This is a genomic window from Ruegeria sp. HKCCA0370 (genome assembly GCF_013033705.1).
Taxonomy (GTDB): Bacteria; Pseudomonadota; Alphaproteobacteria; order Rhodobacterales; family Rhodobacteraceae; genus Ruegeria.
The window spans coordinates 85402-104651 of record NZ_WQEP01000012.1 but is presented as its reverse complement, the minus strand read 5'-3'; the positions used below and the strand labels follow the sequence as shown (position 1 = coordinate 104651).

At 55.8% G+C, this 19250-nt stretch carries 13 protein-coding genes and 2 pseudogenes; 8 read left to right on the top strand and 7 right to left on the bottom strand.

All coding sequences use genetic code 11. The features are described 5' to 3' along the window. Positions 1-502, top strand: a pseudogene (locus GOW31_RS21910) (hypothetical protein); the annotation flags it as partial. Positions 503-694: 192 nt separating this feature from the next. Here the strand turns inward: GOW31_RS21910 and GOW31_RS19715 are convergent. From GOW31_RS19715 to GOW31_RS19705, 3 genes and pseudogenes are all read right to left on the bottom strand, one after another. Further along, on the bottom strand, positions 695-1837 hold the full coding sequence (locus GOW31_RS19715) for a cyclopropane-fatty-acyl-phospholipid synthase family protein (RefSeq protein WP_171120520.1): 1143 nt from the start codon (positions 1835-1837) through the stop codon (positions 695-697). A 21-nt stretch (positions 1838-1858) separates the two neighbouring features. Then, positions 1859-3391: a glycosyltransferase gene (locus GOW31_RS19710; protein WP_171120518.1), complete on the bottom strand. Its 1533-nt coding sequence runs from the start codon at positions 3389-3391 to the stop codon at positions 1859-1861. Positions 3392-3624: 233 nt separating this feature from the next. Then, positions 3625-3757 (bottom strand): annotated as a pseudogene (locus GOW31_RS19705) (IS5/IS1182 family transposase); the annotation flags it as partial. Positions 3758-4800: 1043 nt separating this feature from the next. Between GOW31_RS19705 and GOW31_RS19700 the strand changes: the two are divergent. Then, positions 4801-5367 carry a VPLPA-CTERM sorting domain-containing protein gene (locus GOW31_RS19700; protein ID WP_171120516.1) on the top strand — a complete coding sequence of 189 codons (567 nt, stop codon included), beginning with the start codon at positions 4801-4803 and terminating at the stop codon, positions 5365-5367. Between the two features lie 59 nt (positions 5368-5426). On the opposite strand, the gene GOW31_RS19695 is transcribed toward GOW31_RS19700, so the two are convergent. Genes GOW31_RS19695 through GOW31_RS19680 form a run of 4 tightly spaced genes read right to left on the bottom strand, consistent with a single transcriptional unit; the run spans position 5427 to position 9551 of the window. Next, the gene (locus GOW31_RS19695) at positions 5427-6311 is read right to left on the bottom strand and encodes a glycosyltransferase family 2 protein (protein ID WP_171120513.1); all 885 of its coding nucleotides are present in this window, start codon (positions 6309-6311) and stop codon (positions 5427-5429) included. Next, positions 6292-7119: a CpsD/CapB family tyrosine-protein kinase gene (locus GOW31_RS19690; RefSeq protein ID WP_171172442.1), complete on the bottom strand. Its 828-nt coding sequence runs from the start codon at positions 7117-7119 to the stop codon at positions 6292-6294. The genes GOW31_RS19695 and GOW31_RS19690 overlap by 20 nt, the downstream gene beginning before the upstream one ends. Before the next feature lie 31 nt (positions 7120-7150). Further along, positions 7151-8692, bottom strand: a complete 1542-nt coding sequence (locus GOW31_RS19685) for a lipopolysaccharide biosynthesis (protein WP_171120508.1) — start codon at positions 8690-8692, stop codon at positions 7151-7153. 1 nt (position 8693) lies between these two features. Further along, positions 8694-9551: an ExeA family protein gene (locus GOW31_RS19680; protein ID WP_171120590.1), complete on the bottom strand. Its 858-nt coding sequence runs from the start codon at positions 9549-9551 to the stop codon at positions 8694-8696. A 655-nt stretch (positions 9552-10206) separates the two neighbouring features. Between GOW31_RS19680 and GOW31_RS19675 the strand changes: the two genes are divergently transcribed. The 6 genes from GOW31_RS19675 to GOW31_RS19650 all read left to right on the top strand — a co-directional run bounded on the left by GOW31_RS19675 (position 10207) and on the right by GOW31_RS19650 (position 19211). Beyond that, a complete protein-coding gene (locus tag GOW31_RS19675; RefSeq protein ID WP_371807922.1) occupies positions 10207-10896 on the top strand; it encodes a sugar transferase in 690 nt (229 codons plus the stop codon). Positions 10897-10965: 69 nt separating this feature from the next. Beyond that, a complete protein-coding gene (locus GOW31_RS19670) occupies positions 10966-13419 on the top strand; it encodes a tetratricopeptide repeat protein (RefSeq protein ID WP_171120506.1) in 2454 nt (817 codons plus the stop codon). Between the two features lie 122 nt (positions 13420-13541). Further along, complete coding sequence (locus GOW31_RS19665) at positions 13542-14153, top strand: polysaccharide biosynthesis/export family protein (RefSeq protein ID WP_170346999.1); 612 nt, start codon at positions 13542-13544, stop codon at positions 14151-14153. A 156-nt stretch (positions 14154-14309) separates the two neighbouring features. Continuing rightward, a complete protein-coding gene (locus GOW31_RS19660; RefSeq protein ID WP_171120503.1) occupies positions 14310-15743 on the top strand; it encodes a hypothetical protein in 1434 nt (477 codons plus the stop codon). A gap of 201 nt (positions 15744-15944) precedes the next feature. Continuing rightward, positions 15945-17495, top strand: a complete 1551-nt coding sequence (gene xrtD, locus GOW31_RS19655; RefSeq protein ID WP_253284308.1) for a VPLPA-CTERM-specific exosortase XrtD — start codon at positions 15945-15947, stop codon at positions 17493-17495. A 168-nt stretch (positions 17496-17663) separates the two neighbouring features. Continuing rightward, on the top strand, positions 17664-19211 hold the full coding sequence (locus GOW31_RS19650) for a hypothetical protein (RefSeq protein ID WP_171172440.1): 1548 nt from the start codon (positions 17664-17666) through the stop codon (positions 19209-19211). Positions 19212-19250 lie beyond the last annotated feature (39 nt).

Sequence of the window (19250 nt, the reverse complement as noted above, 5' to 3'; positions counted from 1 at the left end):
TGCATGGGATCCTCTGCTTTTGGAGGCGGGATACCAATTCGCCTATTTCGACGGATTGAACCGCTACTATGTCGCGGAGGAAAAATCAGAGCTTGCGGAACGCTTCTTCCCGCCCCTGAATGTTGCCATCGACCAATACACGCCGAACAGCACGCGTCAGGCCTTGGCAGAAGTGGAACGGCACCGTCAGGTGCTGAACGACCTTTCGGCGCATTGCCGCGCTGTTGAGCAGCGCTATGAGGTCGTGTCCGACCTGATGAAACGGCGTCCGCGCCCTTGGTGGGAAATGCTGGTTTTTGACCGAACAGGCACACCGAAGAAGATCTTTCGGCGTATTCTGTTTCACACCAGTGGTGCGCCACGTGGCATGTTCCGCAACTGGGTCATGCAGGACGACGCAGTCCCACATTTGGTTTTCTACACATGGATGTGCAGCGAGGCTTATCAGGCGTTGCCAAAAGCCGTGCGCATCAAGGGCGCCCTGAACGGGGGCGCGGAATAGTGAACGGCAGTTGTGCCGGGTAGACGACCCCAAGCCCTGCGGCTGACAGATGGATGGCATGCGCAGACATCGTCATGGCGGCCGGGCTTTTATGGGGTGCAGAGTTGGGGTCAGGATTACGCAATCAATGCATCCTGACCCTGGTACTGCCCGCAGACACTCATGCGATGCCTGCGGGCCACAAGTTCAGGGCTATGCCTTCTTCTGTACGGCAAAGCCGAAGCAGGTTGACGGGAAACCATCAACGCTCGTTTTCAGGTGACCTTCGCGGTAACTGGAATCGTCGGGCTGGTAGTTCATGAATTTATCGAACTCGAAAGGCGGCAGGTCCACAAAGCAATCCAGCGGATCGTGACCTACGTCGAAGTTCAAAGGAGCAACCGTGTGCCCGGCTTCGTTCAGCCGTTTTGCCAGCGCTTCGAAGTCACGGCGGAGGAACAGGACGGTCTGCCAGTTATCCGTGGTGAGATCGATTTCGGTATAGTTGAATTCCGTCGTGTGCAGCGCGATCCCGCCCGGTTTGAGCGTGTTGAGCGATGCTTCGATGAAGTCGAGGCCGTTCTTGATCGAACCGAGGTGTTCCAGCGCGCAAATGGACCAGCAGAAATCGAACTGCCCGTCGTATTTTGCCGGGATGTCGTTCATGTCGACGTAATCAAGCGATACGTGACGGTCGAAGGCCTCGCGCGGGGCCAGTTTTGCCTCATAGATGGCATCCAGGCTCGCGGTGTGCTGGCCGGTTTCGGCCCAGCCGCGACCATGGACTTCCTCGGGGGCGAGATCGGTCGCAACAACGTCGATCCCCAGGTTGGCAAAGTAGGATGGAAATGGCTCTGTGCCACATCCGAACCCTAATGCGCGCTGTCCCGCAGTCAGTTTCCCGTGGCCGTGCAGATTCTGGAGAATCCAGGCGAATTCCCAAAGTTTGCGATGCGGCAGCGGGGCGGATTGCAACTGGTCCATCCAATAGAGGAACCAGGGTGATTGAACATCCGCCTGTGTGGAAGGCTTGCAGTCCAGCGTGAATGCCTCTGGCTTGTCGGGAACGGGCAGTGTCTTGGTATGCTCGAAAACCTGCCGTCCGATCGCGTAACCCTGCTGCTTGACCGACCACTTGATCGCGTTGAGCTCTTTGAGTTCGTGCCACAAGGCGTTGATGTTGGGCTGGCCGTCGGGCTTGACCATGGCCACCAGATCGTGAAGCACGGCATTCACCCTGTCCGGCTGTATGGCTTCGCTTGCAGCTTGTGTCGCCGCCTGCGAGGCTGCCGCGTCGATGGTCTTGTTGAAAGCAGCCTCAATGGCTGCGCGTTTTTTCTTCCGTGATTTAAACATGTCGATCTGCCTTTTTGAGGATTACTGTTGAGAGGGTTGCTGTTGAGGCAGGCGGGCTACCTGCACCTTGTCCGCTTCGACAAACCGCAGCAAGTCATCCGCAACATCGCTCCAACTGCGCAACGTTGCCTCAGAAATCCGCGCTTCGAGCGCTGCCCTATGATCGGCGTCCAGCAGGCGTCTGGCTGCATCGGCGATACTGTCTATGTCTTCGGTGTCGCAATATTCCACGAGATCCCCGCCGACCTCTGGCAAGGAAGAGGCACGCCCCACCAGCGCAGTGCGGCCATAGGCCAGGGATTCGCCCACAGGCAGCCCCCAGCCTTCGGCAAGGCTGACCTGAACGCTGAACAGGCAGTGCTGATACAGCAATTCGAGAAAATCGTCCGACGGTCCGGAAACAATGCGGATGTAGCCGTGGCACCCCCCGGTGCCTTCCATGAATTGCTTGAAATCCTTCGGCATGTGCGAGGTGTTTCCGACGAACACGAGAGTGGGTATTTCCCGTTTGCCGTCGCGCTCTCCTTCCTCGACCAATTGCTTCCAGGCCATGGCGATGCGCCAGATGTTCTTGCGCGCCTCGATGGTGCCGACGCAGATCACAAAGGGTCGGCAGAACAGCTCGGTTTCCTCGTGCCCCTTTCCGTGAAGCCGGCTGGCCAGAGGATACAATTCCGCCATCTGGCGAGAGACAGGATCGTCGTCTTCGTCTTTCGATGTGTTGGGCAAAGGCAGGCGGTCTTGCGCCAGGGGCAGGGTCGTGATGCGCCCGGGGCGTCCGGTCTTCTCCAGATATTCTTTCAACTTCGTATGCGAAAACTCGGAGATGACTAGGAAAGCGTCGACATGGTTTACCGCCTCGTCCAGCCAGGACAGGAAGTTGCGCGCCGCGTCCCCGCTGACCACTTGAGGGACGTCGAGCGGGATCAGATCGTAGATCAGCAGATGTTTCATCACCTCAAGCTGCCCCAGTTCGGCCAGGATTCGCATTTGCCAGTCCTGCACGGCCAGATCCAGTTGCAGCACATGATCGCCGGGGGCGTAGATATCGGCGAAAGGCTGGCCCGATTTGCGCAGATCCGCCGCCTGTTTCATTTTGGCGCGCAATTCTGCCCATTCCTTGAGGGTTGTGCCGCGCTTTTTAAAACTCCGTTCGTCCCCCCTGCGTGCAAGCAGGTCGAGACGCGCGATGTGATACCGCCGCTTGAGAGGGCGCTTGCTGTATTTTCCCAGCAGGGAGTCGAGGTCCTGGACCGCCAATTCCGGAAAGAAGTGCCTGCGCAGGATCGGGGCCGTCAGGATGCCGGTATCCTTCGACAGCGCATCATAACGGAGACAGTGGTACGTTTTCGTCTCTTTGTCGCACCAGGACAGATACAACTGCTCCGGAGGAAGCTTGGTTGCAAGCTGCGCTGCCACCGTCACCACCACTCGTTGAATGCCTGTCAGAAAATCGCTTCGTTTCGAATGTTCAAGGGTGCCGGAAATGTCCACAAAGTACTTTGGGCGCTGGACATTGACCACTTGGCTGTGGTGGGACGAAAGATGTTCCATGCAGCGGCTTTCATAACTTAAAAACAAGATCGCTTCTACTCATTTGTGCCGGGGTTTGCCAGATGCGTTGAAGGAGGTTGTGTTGCAAACTTTTGACCATTGACGCTCGCGCCGCCAGCGGGTGACTGATCTTCTGTTTTTTCAAGTCGAAAGCCAGTTCATGACCTCATTCAAAGGTGCACAATATCCGAGCGGCGTGATCCTGTTCGCAGTCGTCTTCTATGTCCGGTACCAAGCAAGGCAAGCACACCGACATAATCACTGACCTGTCCGGCGGTGATGATGTGGGTTCAGCGGACGCCCTTGGCTGTTGCAGATGGCGTGCAGTTTCGTGCTCATGCCACCCTTGGTGCGGCCTATCAGGCGCGCCATCTTCTCGTTGTGCGGCCAGACATGTTCACCGCTTGTTTTGGACGTGATGAATCATAGACAGCGGCTGAAATCAATGGGTCCTGATCCTAGGACGGCGCAGCACTTTCCCGGATTCTCGGACACTTTGTTACAGTTGATAAGGGAGACGTATGCGCCGCACGTGGCGCGCTGTCCAAAAAACCAGGCGTGAAATCGAGCGCGCTGAAACGCGCAGAAACTTCCATTATGAACTTTAGCGGGGCATGTGACGAACGCTATTCGGGCAACCCATGCGGCGCGTGATTGCCTTGCGCCGGTCCATCGGCACTTACGCCTGCTGGCTAAAAAAGGCGCGAGACCCTTTTTTCGGCCTCCTAGAGCAAAACTGTTCCGAGGACAATTTTAGAAAATACGGATTTCTAAAATCATCCCCGGCGTCCTATTGGAGAGTATGACAGGATAAGGTGGTTGTGTTACAAATTCGATCTACCGTGGGATGTTATAAATCCGTCAATGAGCCGCACCGTCGAAACACCACTTTTTTCTTTCGCTCGCAAGTAGATGCGTTGGTGCATCTGGAGGTTGCTGCGACTCTGTTCGAGGCCTGTCGATGTTGCCGCGGATGATGCGAAGGCATTGACACCCAGCATCTGCGCAAGGAATTTCGTAACGGCAGGCTTGTTGCGGCACGCTCATAGCCGGCAGGTCCTGCAAGCGAAATGCCAAAGGGCCTGCGTGATATTATCAGGGCTCGCATTTCGCCATTTGTCAGTATGACCTAAGTGGGGCTATCAGAACATCTTGGACTCCTTGAATATCCGCGATGTCTTCAAGACGTAGATTCGCCTTATTCGGGTGACTCCGGTTCACGATTGAGAAACAAACTGAATTTCAGCCATTTATTGTGCCCCCGAAAGTGGTCTTTCGCCCAGAAAAAGCCACAATCCAGCGAAAAATCCTTCGCAATCAAATAGAAATGAATTATTAATGATTGCAGTAGGTGCCCTGCCGAGATTTCGAGCGGGTTGTGTGTATAAAAATCAAAGGTGGGACTTTGTATGTTTAGAACTTTTAAAATGATGGCGGCGGGGCTTGCTACTGCTGTGATGATGGCCGGATCGGCCAGCGCTCTGACCTCGGTGTCAGCGGGTGGTGGTCCTCTGCCGGGGGGTGGATATGACATCACCTCCGACACGCTCTTCTCCGGTACCGTTTCCACGATGGGTGGACCCGGGGCTTACATGATCAACTTCCAGTCGCCGATTGATCCTCTTTTTGGTGTTGCGAACGCTTCGATCACCATCAATCTGCTGAGCACGTTCACAGGTCTGACAGTGAGCTGGGTCGACGCCTTGAATCCGGCCAACGTGCTGGCATCGACGTCGGTTCTGGGTGGTGTTCAGACGACACTCAGCACGCTGTTCAGCAGCGTCAGTCCGAACACCTTGAGCCAGAATTTGGTGTTTAGCTGGGCCAACTCTACAGGGGCAACCGATGCCAGTGGCAAGCCGGTGCCGGTTACGTTTGATTTCGACGTCGCACCAGTTCCGCTGCCCGCCGGTGGTCTGCTGCTTCTGACCGCGCTTGGTGGTCTGGCCCTGACGCGTCGCCGCAAGGCCGCCTAAGCGACACACAAACCTGACAAACAGGACAAGGGGCCGTTTCGCGGTCCCTTTTCTTTTGATCAGATGTTGCCACCTGCCGCCTGGCGCAACATCCAGATCATCCGCTGACATCTGAGCCGGAACAATGTGATGACCGCCCGACTGGTTTCGCCCGCCGAGGACAGCTTGTCGCTTCTGAGGATTTTCGGGGTGTGCACAATTGCACTGGCTGGCATGGCCAACCCACGGATCGCCCACCGCATGCGCGCGGCGGCGTTGGTGCCATGCAGCAGATATGCCTCTTGTGTCGTGCGCCGCCACTTGGCCTTGAGCGCGGGCCAATTCTGCCGGGATGGATGGCTGACACGAAAGTTGTCCCGGTAGATCAGGCTATAACCGCGCGCGACCGCGCGCATGGTCCATTCCCGATCTTCCGAGACACCGTTGATGAACCCGCCGATTGCATCGAACACATCGCGTCGGGTCAGCAGGTTGCCGGCGCCGGAAAACCCCTGAACCTCGATATACCTGCGGAAGTTGAATGCAAAAACAGCCTCGAACGCTTCTGCGCCGCTGCGCGGGGGTGGGGTTTCGTCAAAGACATCTACCCGGCCACCAATCAGATCGGCCTGATCCGCGACCTGACGCCCGACGCTCAACCAGTCCGGCGCGGGTACGCAATCGGCGTCAATGAAAAACAGTCGGGGCGCCCTGGTTTCTGCAACTCCGCGATTGCGGGCATGGGCCGCGCCCTTTTGGGTTTCCACCACGAAATGCACCTCGGGAAAGGCCTGGCGCATCGTATCCAGCGAAACCGGAGAGTTGTTGTCAACGACAACGATTTCAGTTGCCGTCAGATCATTCTCTCTCAGGGCAAGAAGACATCGTTCCAGCCGGGGCAAATCGTTGTAATGGGGAATGATCACTGCATCGGCCGGGGCCGTATCAGTAGGATCCGTACTCATTGCCAAACGTCCCGCTGATGTATCGGCATTTGTTCAGCACGATCCCCATGACGCTGGTCAGTTCCGCCAGTTGCTGTTCGGCAACGTCAATATGGTCAATGCTGGTTTCTTCGGCGGCCGCCAGAAGCAGGGCACAATCGACGTTCCTGAGAAAGCCGTGGCTGTCATCGCTCATCATCAGGGGGGGCGTGTCGAACAGAATGACGTCGGGTTTGTAATCCGCCTCAAGCTGTTCGAGAAATTCGATTGCCCGTCGGCTTTGCAAGATCTCCGCCGGATTGCGCGTGGGCGTGTAATTCAGCCCGAAGATCACGTTCTTGCCATACCGCAGCGCATGTTCGTGAAACGGCACCGACCCCTGAATGACGTCGGCCATACTGTGGTTGCCGGTTTGCTTCAGAATCTCGGCCAGCCCCCTGCGCCGCATGTCGAAATCGATCACGATCGTCCGCAGATCTTCCTGCCGCCCCAGGCTGAACGCCAGGTTGGCCGTCGTCGTGCTTTTGCCGCACCCGCTGTACGGGGAGGTCAATGCCACCCTGCGCCATTTGTTGGACAAGATCTGCTGCAGCATCTTGGTCCGCAACATGTCATAGGGGGTGGCGTCTCCGCCGCCAGCAAGCGATGCAAGCCGGTTGCGCACTGCGAGCTTTGGGTCGATCTGTATCTCGGGCACGCTTTGCCACCGGGCGTCACAAGCGTCTTCTGACGGGGCGTGACGGGGCGGTTGTTCCATGACCGGCGGCGGGCTTTCGCGGCTCTGCCGTTCCTCGCGCGCCTTTTGAATCGCTTTCTGAAGACGGTCCATCACACATTCACCAAATCAATCGAAACAATACTCACCAGTATGTCTCCAGTTTATCCATCACTCTCTCGGTAATAAGATCGAGGGGTAGGTAATAGGTATGCACCGCCCAGACCCCGGCTGGCACTCCGATTAGAATAGCCAGTATGATCCCACCCCATACCGCGCGCTGCATCAACACTTCACCGCGTGATGGAGCATAGGGAATAGTGGCGATCGGCCAGACCTCAAGCTTGTTGATCAGGTCTTCGGGCCGACGCACGGACCGATTCAGGACCTCCAGCAAAACCACCAGCCCCAGCCCCAGCAGGATACCAAAGGCCGATCCCCCTCCGGCAATCATCAGGCGGTTGGGTTTCGAAGGCTCGCTTGGCGTAGAGGGATGCTCAATGACGGAAATACGTTGCCCTTGGGACGTGACCTCAATCCGTTCCCCGGTCGAGGCTGCGGCCAGACGGCTGACTGCGGCATTGTACTGGGTTTGGATGTTGTCATGTTCGCGCTGCAGTTCAGACAGTGTGATGGCATTGGCCGGCGTCTGATCGATGGTCAACGTCAGAGCGTTAAGACGGTCTTCCATAACCCGTTTCTGATCCTCTAACGCCGAAATCTGCGAGTCGACCTGGGCCAGTTGCAGATCAAGAGCCGAGTTGCCTGTTTGTACATCAACCGGGGCTGGGTTTGTTGCCTGTTCGGCGGCAACCACTTCCTCGAGCTTTTCGATCCGGGCTTGCAACAGCTTAATCTGAGGGTTGTTTTCGGAATAAATCACACGCTGATTATCCAGTTGATTCCGCAACTGGCTCAGCTGTTGTTGCGCAGGGGACAGGTTCTGCTGGGAGACCCCGACAACCTGACCGGTTGAACTGAAGATATTCACCAGCTTTTCGCGCTGCGCTTTGAGCGAAAAGATCTGTTGGTCTGTTTGTTCAAGATTGGTCTGCAATGCCCCCTGCTGCGCCAGCCGAAATTGCAGGCTGTCGGGCAAGGCGCTGGAGTTTTCATTCTTGAACTCAAGGATACGGGCACTGCGCCGGCTCAACTCGTCGCTCAGCCGTTCTACTTCGAGCTCGAAGAAAGCCAGGGTATCTGTGGCCCGTTCCTTGCGATAGGTGACATCCAGCTTCTGGATTTCCGTCAGGTATCTGTTCAACACACCTGCCGCAATCTGGCCACTGCGCGCCTCGAAGGTGATTGTCATCAGATTGGCCTGATTGAGACCCCCGGTGATCCAGATCGAGGTGCTCTTGCGCATGGCGTTGACGATCTGATCGGGGGTTGCCTCGTCCTGATCAGGCAGAACCTCAAATTCATGGGCGATATCAAGAAGGACCGGCCGGGTCAGCAGGCGCTGTTCGATGATCTGCAGTTGCTCTGCTGCAGGTGTGGTCACAGTACTCGCGGCCAGGCTGCCTGGAATCTGGGGCGATTCCACGATCAGGCGCATCTGAGACAGGTAGGTCGGGGGCAGCGCCCGTGCTATGATGATTGATGCCACAGAGACAATGAGCGCGACGATCAGAAAATACGGAAACCGCCTCAGGAAAATGGAAAAGTAATAGCGAACCGGGCCCATATCAGACTGTCAGCTCCTTCTCGAGTGAGTTTCCGCCAAAGAACACGCCATCTTTGACCACTTGCTCCACAACCTCTTCATCCACTTTCTCGGCCTCATTCGTCCAGGCATAAAGCAGGGCAAAGTCGCAGAACTGATTTACAAGTCGCGGAACACCGCGCGTTTGTGTGAAAATCTGCTTGCAGGCCTCTTCGGTGAACTCATCGCCTGAACCGCCAGCCGTTTTCATCCTATGTCTGATATAGGCTTTGACCGAAGACTCATCCATCCGTTCAAGATGAAAACTTGCGGCAACGCGCTGTGTCAGCTGGCGCATCTTGGGATCAAGAACCATGTCGCGCAATTCAGGCTGACCAACCAGAACAAGCTGAATCAGCTCATCCGTATTCGAGTTGATATTGGTCAGCATCCGGATTTCTTCCAACCCTTCGACGGTCAGGTTCTGCGCTTCGTCAAAGATCAGAACCACCCGCCGGCCCTCGGCATATTCCGCGACCAGGAAATCCTGCAGCGCCCGGAATATCTGTACATAGCTTGCATCCGCCTCGATCGGCAGACCCAGCGCGTGCAGGACCCATTGCAGCAGCTCTCCGCGACCGCCCTGCGCATTCGAAATCAGCCCAACCGTGATCGACTGCTCCATCTCGCTGAGGAGATGCTGTATCAGGGTGGTTTTCCCGGCCCCGATTTCCCCGGTCAGCACGGTGATGGGCGCACAGCTCATGATGCCGAATTGCAGGACCGAGTAACCGCGCTTGTGCAGCGGCGACCAGTACATGAATCCGGGATCCGGAAGCAGCGTGAAGGGCCGTCGGTCAAGCCCGAAATAATCTAGATAAAACCCGTCGCTGGACGCCATTGCACCTCGGTTGCCTTCTGCCTTGTCAAACCTCGTACTGGCCCCCTGGAGATTATCCAAACTCATACTCTGAACCACCAGAAATCCCTTACACAACGAACACATCACATAAACAAAAAGTACTTGGGTACTAGTTTGTCACAAAATCAAGATAGCAGGCACCACTAAACTGCACACGCGGTGAATTGACCTTCCCGCTTTCTCAATCTGAAGTGATCGGTGCGATTGTTTCCGTTGTGTCCTTATTAGGTTGACCAAAAAAGAGGCGACCAGAACCTGATGTGATCACACATTAAAAAAGATTCTAAGGGCGGAAATCAAACCTAAAGGGTGAAATTTTCGCTCATTGTGTCCCGCGGGGAAACGAAAGTTCATGAATTTGCGGCCAATCAGCTGATCGCATCTTCACGATACTGTAAAAAAGCACCTGTATTCAGCGACCAGAGAACACGTTCGCCAGCATTAATGTTTTGCAAGGCAGGTGGAATTTGTTAACAGTTGGATACGGGAAAGCGGCCTCGCAAGTGAGTAAGTGCAGGGTCGAAGTGGTATAAAAATATAAGATTTTAAATATATGTGGTTGAGGTCGAGCGTGTTCGGTTCGTAAGTTTGGTGAGTGGTTCGTGAGTAATTGTGTGTGTTGGGGGTTTAAATAGTGACAAGTCATTCGAAAGAAGTGGCCAACGCTGGCGCGGGCTACTCCGGTATTTCTGTTGTACCCACTCCGTTGCCGTGTCGAGGGGTGTACAGAAGTGTGGGCAAGCGTCTTTTTGACATTGCGTTCGCTTTGCTCGCAGCACCTTTCGTTGTGCCTTTTGTTCTTATGCTGGCCGCATTTCTGGCATTCCAGGGCGTGACACCGTTTTATCGGCAGGAACGGCTGGGCAAGAACGGCAAAGCGTTCAAGATGATCAAGCTACGCACAATGGTGCATGACGCCGAAAACGTGCTGCAAGAACATCTGAAAGAAAACCCTGAAGCCCGTGAGGAATGGAATCGCGACCAGAAACTGCGGAATGATCCGCGCATCATCAAGTTCGGGACATTCCTGCGCAAATCCTCGATGGATGAGTTGCCGCAATTCTGGAATGTTTTCGTTGGCGAAATGTCCGTGGTTGGCCCCCGCCCCATGATGGTTTGCCAGAAAGAGCTTTATCCAAACAACATGTACTACAGAATGCGCCCTGGGATTACCGGCTCATGGCAGGTCTCCAACCGGAACAACTCGACATTCGCCGAGCGCGCGCAGCATGATGTGGAATACTGGAAGGATATGTCGCTCAAGACGGACATGCATATCCTGTTTCGGACAATTTTTGCGGTTCTGCGCGGGACCGGTTGCTGAAACGGTCATTTTGTAGCCTTTTGGGATGGCTGTATCCTTGTTGCGCCCAGATCGTGTGGAAACCTACCCATGAACCAGTCCGTCTTTTCCCATCTCCCACGTCTTGCATCGCTTCTGTGTGCTGCGTTCCTGTTCCTGAGTGCCTGTGACACCGCTGAAGAGCGGGCCGAGAAACATTACCAGGCCGGGCTGGCCTTGCTGGAAGAGGGCGACGTCGAGCGCGCTCTGGTCGAATTCCGCAACGTCTTCAAACTGAACGGCCAGCACAAAGAGGCGCGCCTGACCTATGCCCGGCTTGAGCGTGATCGAGAGAACATCCCAGTCGCATTCGGCCAGTACCTGTTGTTGGTCGAACAATACCCGGACAATTTCGAAAGCCACTTCGCACTGGCCGAGATGGCGTTTGACTTGGGCAACTGGGACGCTGTCAGACGCCATGGTGCGATAGCCGCCGAACTGGAACCCGATAATATAGAGGTCGAGTCCATCAATAACAGCCTGGCCTATACCGACTCGATCCGTAACGGGGATGTGGCCAGAACGGATTCCATCATTCGGACCGCACGCGAAATGATCGACCAAAAACCCGATCTGATGAGCGCGCGGAAAATCGTGATCGACTGGCTTGTCCGCAACGAACTCTGGGATGATGCGGTCAACGAGATTGATGCCGCACTGGCCGTAGTGCCGAAGCAGGACAATTTGTACGCGATCCGACTGCGTGCCCTACAGGCTCAGAACAAACACGAAGAGATAGCTTTGCAGCTCAAAGGCATGCTTCAGCTTTACCCCGAGGATGAGGGCGTCGAGGCGATGCTGGTTCAGCATTACATCGACTGGAACGAGTTGGATGCGGCTGAGGATATTCTGCGCGGGAAGATCGACCCTCAGGCCGAAGATCACATGCCAACTCAACGCCTTATTGCATTCCTGAACGACCATCGCGGTCCCCAAGCCGCTATCAACGAAATTGATGCAATCATCGCGCAGGATAGTACAAACGCCGCAAAGCTCCGCGCATGGCGGGCCACTTTGAAATTTCACAGCGGGGACACGCAAACCGCGCTTTCTGAAATGCGCAATCTTCTGGCAGATGCAGAGCGAACCGCACAAACCCGGGAAAACGAAGTAGAATTTGCCCGGATGCTGTTCAGCGAGGGGGAATCTGAAGAAGCTCGCGCTTTGGTCGAAAAGATTCTTGAAGAAGATCCGAAACAGGTGGGGGCGCTCAAGTTCAAGGCTGCCTGGTTGATTGAGGATAATCAGACCGGTGATGCGATTATCCTGCTGCGCGAAGCCCTGAGCCAGACCCCCCGCGATCCGCAATTGATGACCCTTATGGCCAATGCTCACGAGCGCAACGGCGATCGCGAACTGATGGGCGAAATGCTTGCCCTGGCTGCGGAGATGTCCCAGAACGCAGGAACCGAGGCTGCGCGCTATGGTCAATATCTGCTGTCAAAAAATGACTTGGAAATTGCCCAGAGCGTGTTGCTGGATGCCTTGCGCAAAAGCCCGCAAAATCCGGACCTGCTGTCTCTGCTTGCCCAAACCTATATGCGTCAGCAGGATTGGGACCGCCTTGAAGCTGTTCTGAAGTCGCTCGAAGCGCTGACAGACCCCAACGCGCAACGCCTTTCGAACGAGCTCAGGGCATACATGCTGGCCTCCCAGAACCGCTCTGACGACCTGATGGAATTTCTCAACGAATTGGCCGCAGATCCCCAATTCGGCTTGCCCGCTGATATCGCGGTTATCCGACTGATGCTGGCTCAGGACAAACACGAAGAAGCCTTTGCCCGGATCGATCAGAAACTTACGGAAACCCCGGATTCCCTGCCATTGCGCTTTGTAAAGGCACGTGCGCTGGCGGAAGAAGGGGAACTTGACAAGGCCGAACAGATTTATCGCGCGATCATCGATGAGCGCCCTGACATAACACGGGCATGGGTCGCGCTTCACATGCTGGAAGCCGAGCGTGGCAATATCGAAAAAGCCCAGGATGTCCTGGCCGAGGCACTGATTGCCCTGCCCGAAAATCCCGATCTGCTATTTGTGCAGGCAGCGCTTCACGAACAGGCCGGCGATATGGAGCAGGCCATTGCCGTTTACGAAAAGCTCTACCCCCTCAGTGGCCAGTCGATTTTGGTTGCCAACAACCTTGCCAGCCTGCTGACAACCCAGCGCAACGATGCCGAAAGCCTGCAACGAGCGCATGTTTTGGCGCAGCGTCTGCGGGGCACGCAAGAGCCCGCCTTTCAAGATACCTATGGCTGGGTGGCGTATCAGGTCGGCAATTATGAAGAGGCCGTCCAGTACCTGGAATCTGCGGCACAGGTTTTCTCTGGGCATCCTCTGGTCTTGTACCATCTGGGCAAAACATACGCCGCTCTGGACCGGCACGAAGAAGCTTTGCGCAGTTTTCGTGCAGCTGAAGCGACCGGGGCAGCCTCGGCTGAGATTGCCTCATCCATAGAGGCCGAGATCGAACGGCTGGTCACGATGAGCAACGCAGGTCAGTAAGCGCACAGAGTGCACGCGCGCCGCCGCTGCATTTCTGCCGCATCTTGTATGTATCAGACTCCCTGCTGATTGTTTTGCAGCTTGTGAGAAGGCATAAGTAGGAAAAAGTGAGAGATTTGAATATGCGTACAGTCATCGGGTCCTTGACCGCACTTGTCATTACCATGATCGTGGCCACCGCATCATGGGCGCAATCCTATCAAATCCAACCGGGTGATGCGCTGCAGGTTGAAGTTCTCGAAGATCCCACCCTGAATCGGACCATTCTGGTTCTGCCGGACGGGTCCATCAACTTTCCGCTTGCCGGCTCGATCCGTGCGGCCGGTCAGTCGACCAGCGGATTAAGCGCGTCGCTCTCATCGGCGTTGGCCTCGAATTTCAATACGCCGCCGACAGTCTTTATTTCAGTGGCGTCGCTGGCTCCGCCGCCGCTTCTGGGCGGACAGGCCGCATCCGGACCAACCATCGATGTTTTCATCATGGGTGAGGTCAATGTGCCCGGCAAGCATCTGGCAACCGAAGGCACAACAATTCTCCAGGTTTTGGCTCAGGCCGGTGGCCTGACCAATTTCGCGGCTCGCAAGCGCATCGAATTGCGCCGGGCTGACAGTAAAACAGGCGTGATGAGAAAATACACCTATAACTACAAAGGCTCGGGCGGTGGCATCCAAGGCAATACAGTGCTTAGACCCGGAGACGTTGTTGTCGTACCAGCACGCCGCTTGTTCGAATAGGGGCTGATACAGGTGGGGAAATCCAGGAGCAGGCTGTCCACCATTCTGGGGGGCGGGATCGCTGTCATAAGTTCGTTTACACCAGCTGTCGGGCAGCAGGCCTCGACACAGCAAACGACTGCGCAGCAAACACAAACCTCGACACAGCAAACATCCGTGCAGCAGACAACCGTCGCACCGACGGTTGTGCAGCAGACACCCAGCCAGCAACTGATCGCACAACGGGCACAACGAAACCCGGCCCGAAGGGTCGGCCTGCCGACCGGTCAGCAGATTGGGACCGGGACCGGCCTGAGTGTGACCCTAGATTATCTCTCGTCGCTCAGACATGACAGCAATCTTCGCCTGACCGATCCTTCGCTTGGGTCCACGACCTGGTGGGAGAATACGCTGGCATTGGGTATTCTGAAGCAGACCTCGGATTCGAGATTGGCTCTTGACCTTTCCGGACTGTACCGGATCGCCAATGAGCCGATTATCGGGACGGATTCCAGCTTTGCGGACCCGTCTGCCCGCCTGTCGTATCAGCGGTCGCGCCAGAACAGCCAGCTTGACCTGCTATTGGATTACCGCGAACAGGATCTGGCTTTTAATCGTTCACTGACCGACACCAATCTGGATGGCAGAATTGATGCCGCCGATGTGATCGGAACCATCGGGGATCAGGTCAACTCCTTGGGCAACCTGAATTGGCAAACCGGCCTGAATGATCCAATCGGGTTCCAATTCATCTACAGCTATAGCGAACGCACTTATACAAACACAATCGATCCGAACCTGTTCGACAACAAGTCAAGCAATTACACGGCGATCACGACATTGCGGGTGTCACCGGTTTTTCAGGCCAACTTGCGTCTCGGCTACACTGATTTCTCGGCAGAGGACAACGTGCGAACCGATGAGCAAACAACGGTTGTGACAGTTGGCGGGACCTATGACGTATCCCCTGTCACCACCGTCAGTGCGAATATCGGTTACAGTCAGGTGGATGACACGCAGCGCACAACCAATACCAACACCGTAACCGAGGATTTCGTCTGGGATTTCGCATGGAGCAAAACCCTGCCAGACGGCTCGGCGGATTTTCAGATTGACCAGACATTCGGGGTTAACGGGTCACGGATAAACGCAACGGCCGGCCGCAGTTTTCAGCGCGCCAACGGCGTGTTGAGCTTCAACGTGGGCCTGACCAGAGGACCATTCGACGAAGTCACACCGATCGGGCAGCTCGACTACAGCTATCAGCTGGCCAGTTCCCGGATCGGGGCAACGGTGCAACGCCGGGTCGGCACCAGTACGCAGAGCATAGAAACACGCGAAACACTGGTGTTTCTGACATATGACTATTTCATCAACCCGGTATCGGGGCTGTCTTTCAGTATCGATTACATCGACCAGGAAGACGAGGGAACCGGTCAACCCAACCCGCGCCAGCGCGGTACGTTCAGTGCGTCCTATACACGGGCGGTCACGAAAGACTGGGCCGTAAACGTGGGGTACCAATATGAAATGGACGATCAGAACGGCTTTAAGGCAACTTCAAACTCGGTCTTTCTGACTTTGGGCCGGCGCTTTTCTCTCAAACCCTGACGTTCATTCACGCGGTTCATGATATCGACAATCAGGACATCCCGCGCCCAATGTCCCGAAAACGGATCAAAATAGCGGGAGCTTGAGCCGTCATAATTTCAGGCCGCACCTTATTGTGCATGATGGACCGTGATGCATCACCTCGATTCGAAAAACAGCCGCAGTAGTATCCTTGAAGCGGCCAGAAGAGGCTTGCCGGTCATGAACACCGTCGGGCTGTTCTGGTTTGTCCTGCTGCTGCTTGGATCGGTACCCGTCTTCTGGATCGGGATCGTGTCTCTGGGCGCCGCCTGGAGCACCCCCGAATACAGCCATGGCCCGCTGATCCCGATCATCTCGCTGTATCTGTTCCTGCGTGAATTGCGGGATATGCCGCCCCCCAACCCGGTTGTGCATGATCGCTGGCCGGGCGTGCTTGTGATTGCCGCGGCCCTGCTCATTGCCATTCTGGGCAACCTGGCCCGTATTCCCGATATCGTCACCTATGCCATGATCATCTGGGTGGGCGGCGTCATGCTGACCGTGTTCGGCTGGCAGCGGGGCAAATACCACCAGCTTCCCGTGCTGCATCTGGTGTTTATGCTGCCACTGCCGCAGTTCGTCTATTGGAAGCTCACGATCTTCCTGCAATGGATTTCGTCCGAGCTGGGCGTCTGGTTCGTGCAGATGGCCGGTGTTTCGGTTTTCATCGAAGGCAACATCATCGATCTGGGGGTCTACAAACTGCAGGTGGCCGAGGCCTGTTCCGGGCTGCGCTATCTGTTCCCGATCCTGAGCTTCTCGTATCTCTTTGCCCTGCTTTACCGTGGCCCGATCTGGCACAAGGTGGTTTTGCTGGTTTCGGCCGCCCCTCTGACCGTGCTGATGAACTCGATCCGCATTGGCGTGATCGGCGTGCTGGTCAATCAGCACGGCATAGAGCAGGCTGAAGGCTTCATGCATTTCTTTGAAGGCTGGATCATCTTCCTGCTCTGCGTCGCCATTCTGTTCCTGATGGCCATCGGCTTGCAGCGCCTGGCGCCGAATCCGCAACCCTTTGCCGAGACCATTGATCTGGATACCCAGGGGCTGGGTTCTGTTGCCTTGCGTATCTTTGGCATTCGCGCATCGGTGGCGCTGGCGGTTGCGGCCCTTCTGACGCTTGCGGTTTCAACCGCCTGGACCCTGCGGCCCGCTTCCGAAGTGCGGCCTGTGGAACGTGACCCGTTTGTTCTCTATCCACGGCAGCTTGGCCCCTGGTCCGGGTCGCCCACCACGTTGGATCCACAGGTTGAACAGGTTCTGGGGGCCAGCGATTACCTCAATGCCACCTATATCAATACCGGATCGGGCGACTTCGTGAACATGTTCGTGGCCTTTTACGACAAGCAGACCGACGGCGACGGCATCCATTCGCCCGAAGTGTGCCTGCCGGTGGGCGGCTGGGAAATCTTCAGCCTTGAACCTTATGAGATCAACCCGGGCAACACGCCTTATGGCAGCTTTACGGTCAACCGCGCCGTGATCCAGAAAGAGCTGTCAAAACAGCTGGTCTATTACTGGTTCGAGCAGCGCGGCAAGCGTATGGTCAATGATTTCCGCGCCAAGATGAGCGTCATTCAGGACGGCTTCACCATGGGGCGCACCGATGGCGCTCTGGTCCGGTTTGTGACCCCCATCCTGCCCGGTGAAACCGAAGCGGATGCGGATGCAAGGTTGCAGAGGTTCATGGAACCAAGCCTGAACCGTCTGCCGCGTTTTGTACCATTTTAAGAAGGGAGGTCAGTGTTTGGGCTTCCAAGCCTTTGACGCCAGATCGTCGTGGACGGGTTCCGAGGGACTGCGGCAAGAAAAATAGATTGCATAATGATGTGTTATTGATACCTGATGAAACAGTTTTTTAGTTTTTAGTGTATGGTTGGAAAAGTGCCTGCGGCAGAAATGATTACGACATCCCAAAGCCGTTCTCTGCGACCAGTTCTGGCACTGACTCTGCTTGCCAGCCTCATTCCTCTATGCGTGACACCCGTTCTGCCATTGACGGATTTCTACGCCCATATCGCCCGCTATTACATTCTGGCCAATCTTCCGGACTCGGCCATACTGCAACAGAACTATGAGGCCGCCTGGCAATTGCTGCCCAATCTCGGGCTGGATGTTCTGGGTACAGGTGTCATGAAAGTGCTGCCCCCGCTTTTGGGTGCTAAGCTGATCGCCGGTCTGATCATTGCGGCCCCGTTTGCGGGTATCCTGTATTTGTCACGTGTTCTGCATGGGCATCTCTCGGTGCTGACCGTGTTTCTGGCCGGTCTGGTCGCGTATAACCACATCCTGATCTGGGGGTTTTCGAATTTTCTGCTTGGATTGGGGGTTCTGCTGGGCGCAACCGGCTATTGGATTGCGGCACAGGACCGGCCCGTCCGGCAACTGACCATTACAGCCTGTCTGGGGCTGCTTCTTTTCTTTATTCACGGTCTGGCCTTTGCGCTGTGGGGGCTGCTGCTGGGCATGGTCGAACTGTCGCTTGCGCTCAGATCAGGCTATCCGGGGCTGTCGGTTTTGATGCGCAAAGCCGCAAGGCTTGTATTGATCGCCGTCGCACCGGCCGTGATCTTCCTGCAAACGAAAACCGCAAGTGGAGGCGTCGCCACGCCTGTCTCGAACCTACTGGCTCATGCCGAGCAAGGAACATTATGGGCGCGTCTGAGCACCGAGGCCTATCTGCGCGTCGACGGGTTCCTGCGCGTGGCTGAATCCACATGGCGCACATTCGACTGGGGTTTTGGCCTCCTGTTATGGGGTGTGCTGATCGGTGGCCTTATCACCGGGATATGGCGGATCGACCGGCGTATGAAGCTTGCCGTGGCGCTGTGCGGTTTGCTGATCTTGATAATCCCTCCGAACTTGTTCGGCGTCGGACATCTGAGTGAACGGATCCCGCTTCTGATGCTGGCCCTTCTGGCCGCCAGCTTGTCGCTGAATCCCAGTGCCAGGCTGCGATCACAACAAACAGCTGTTGCGGTGATCGCCGGACTGTTTCTGTTGCGCAATCTAATGTTGACCGTCGGGTGGTATCAGGATGGCAAAATTTACGCCTCTTATCTTGAGGCGTTGAATCTCCACGACACGCGCAGCCTGGGCGCCGGGGCTTATGTGGAAGATGCCAAGGACTCGTGGGTTTTCAAGCCCAGTTGCAGACCCTTGTCCTTTCTTATGATCTTCAACGGTACGGCAGTTCCGACCTTTGCCAACCCCACACAGCAACCGCTGCGCATAGTTGGTTCGTTAGCCGGCGTGCAAGGCGCAGTTCAACAGATTGCACTGGAAACCAATCATACATTACCATCCGCTGCGGCCGTGCTATCAAAGGCCAAAGCCGATACAATCGTCGTTTGTTCGAAGGAATCGTTTCCACCCGAAATTCAAGGTTTCAATATACTTGCGTCAACTGCGCCGTGGGCCTTGTATCAAAGATCAGCCTCTAAATAATTGCGTGTAGTATGAATATGCCATCAGCCCAAGGACCCG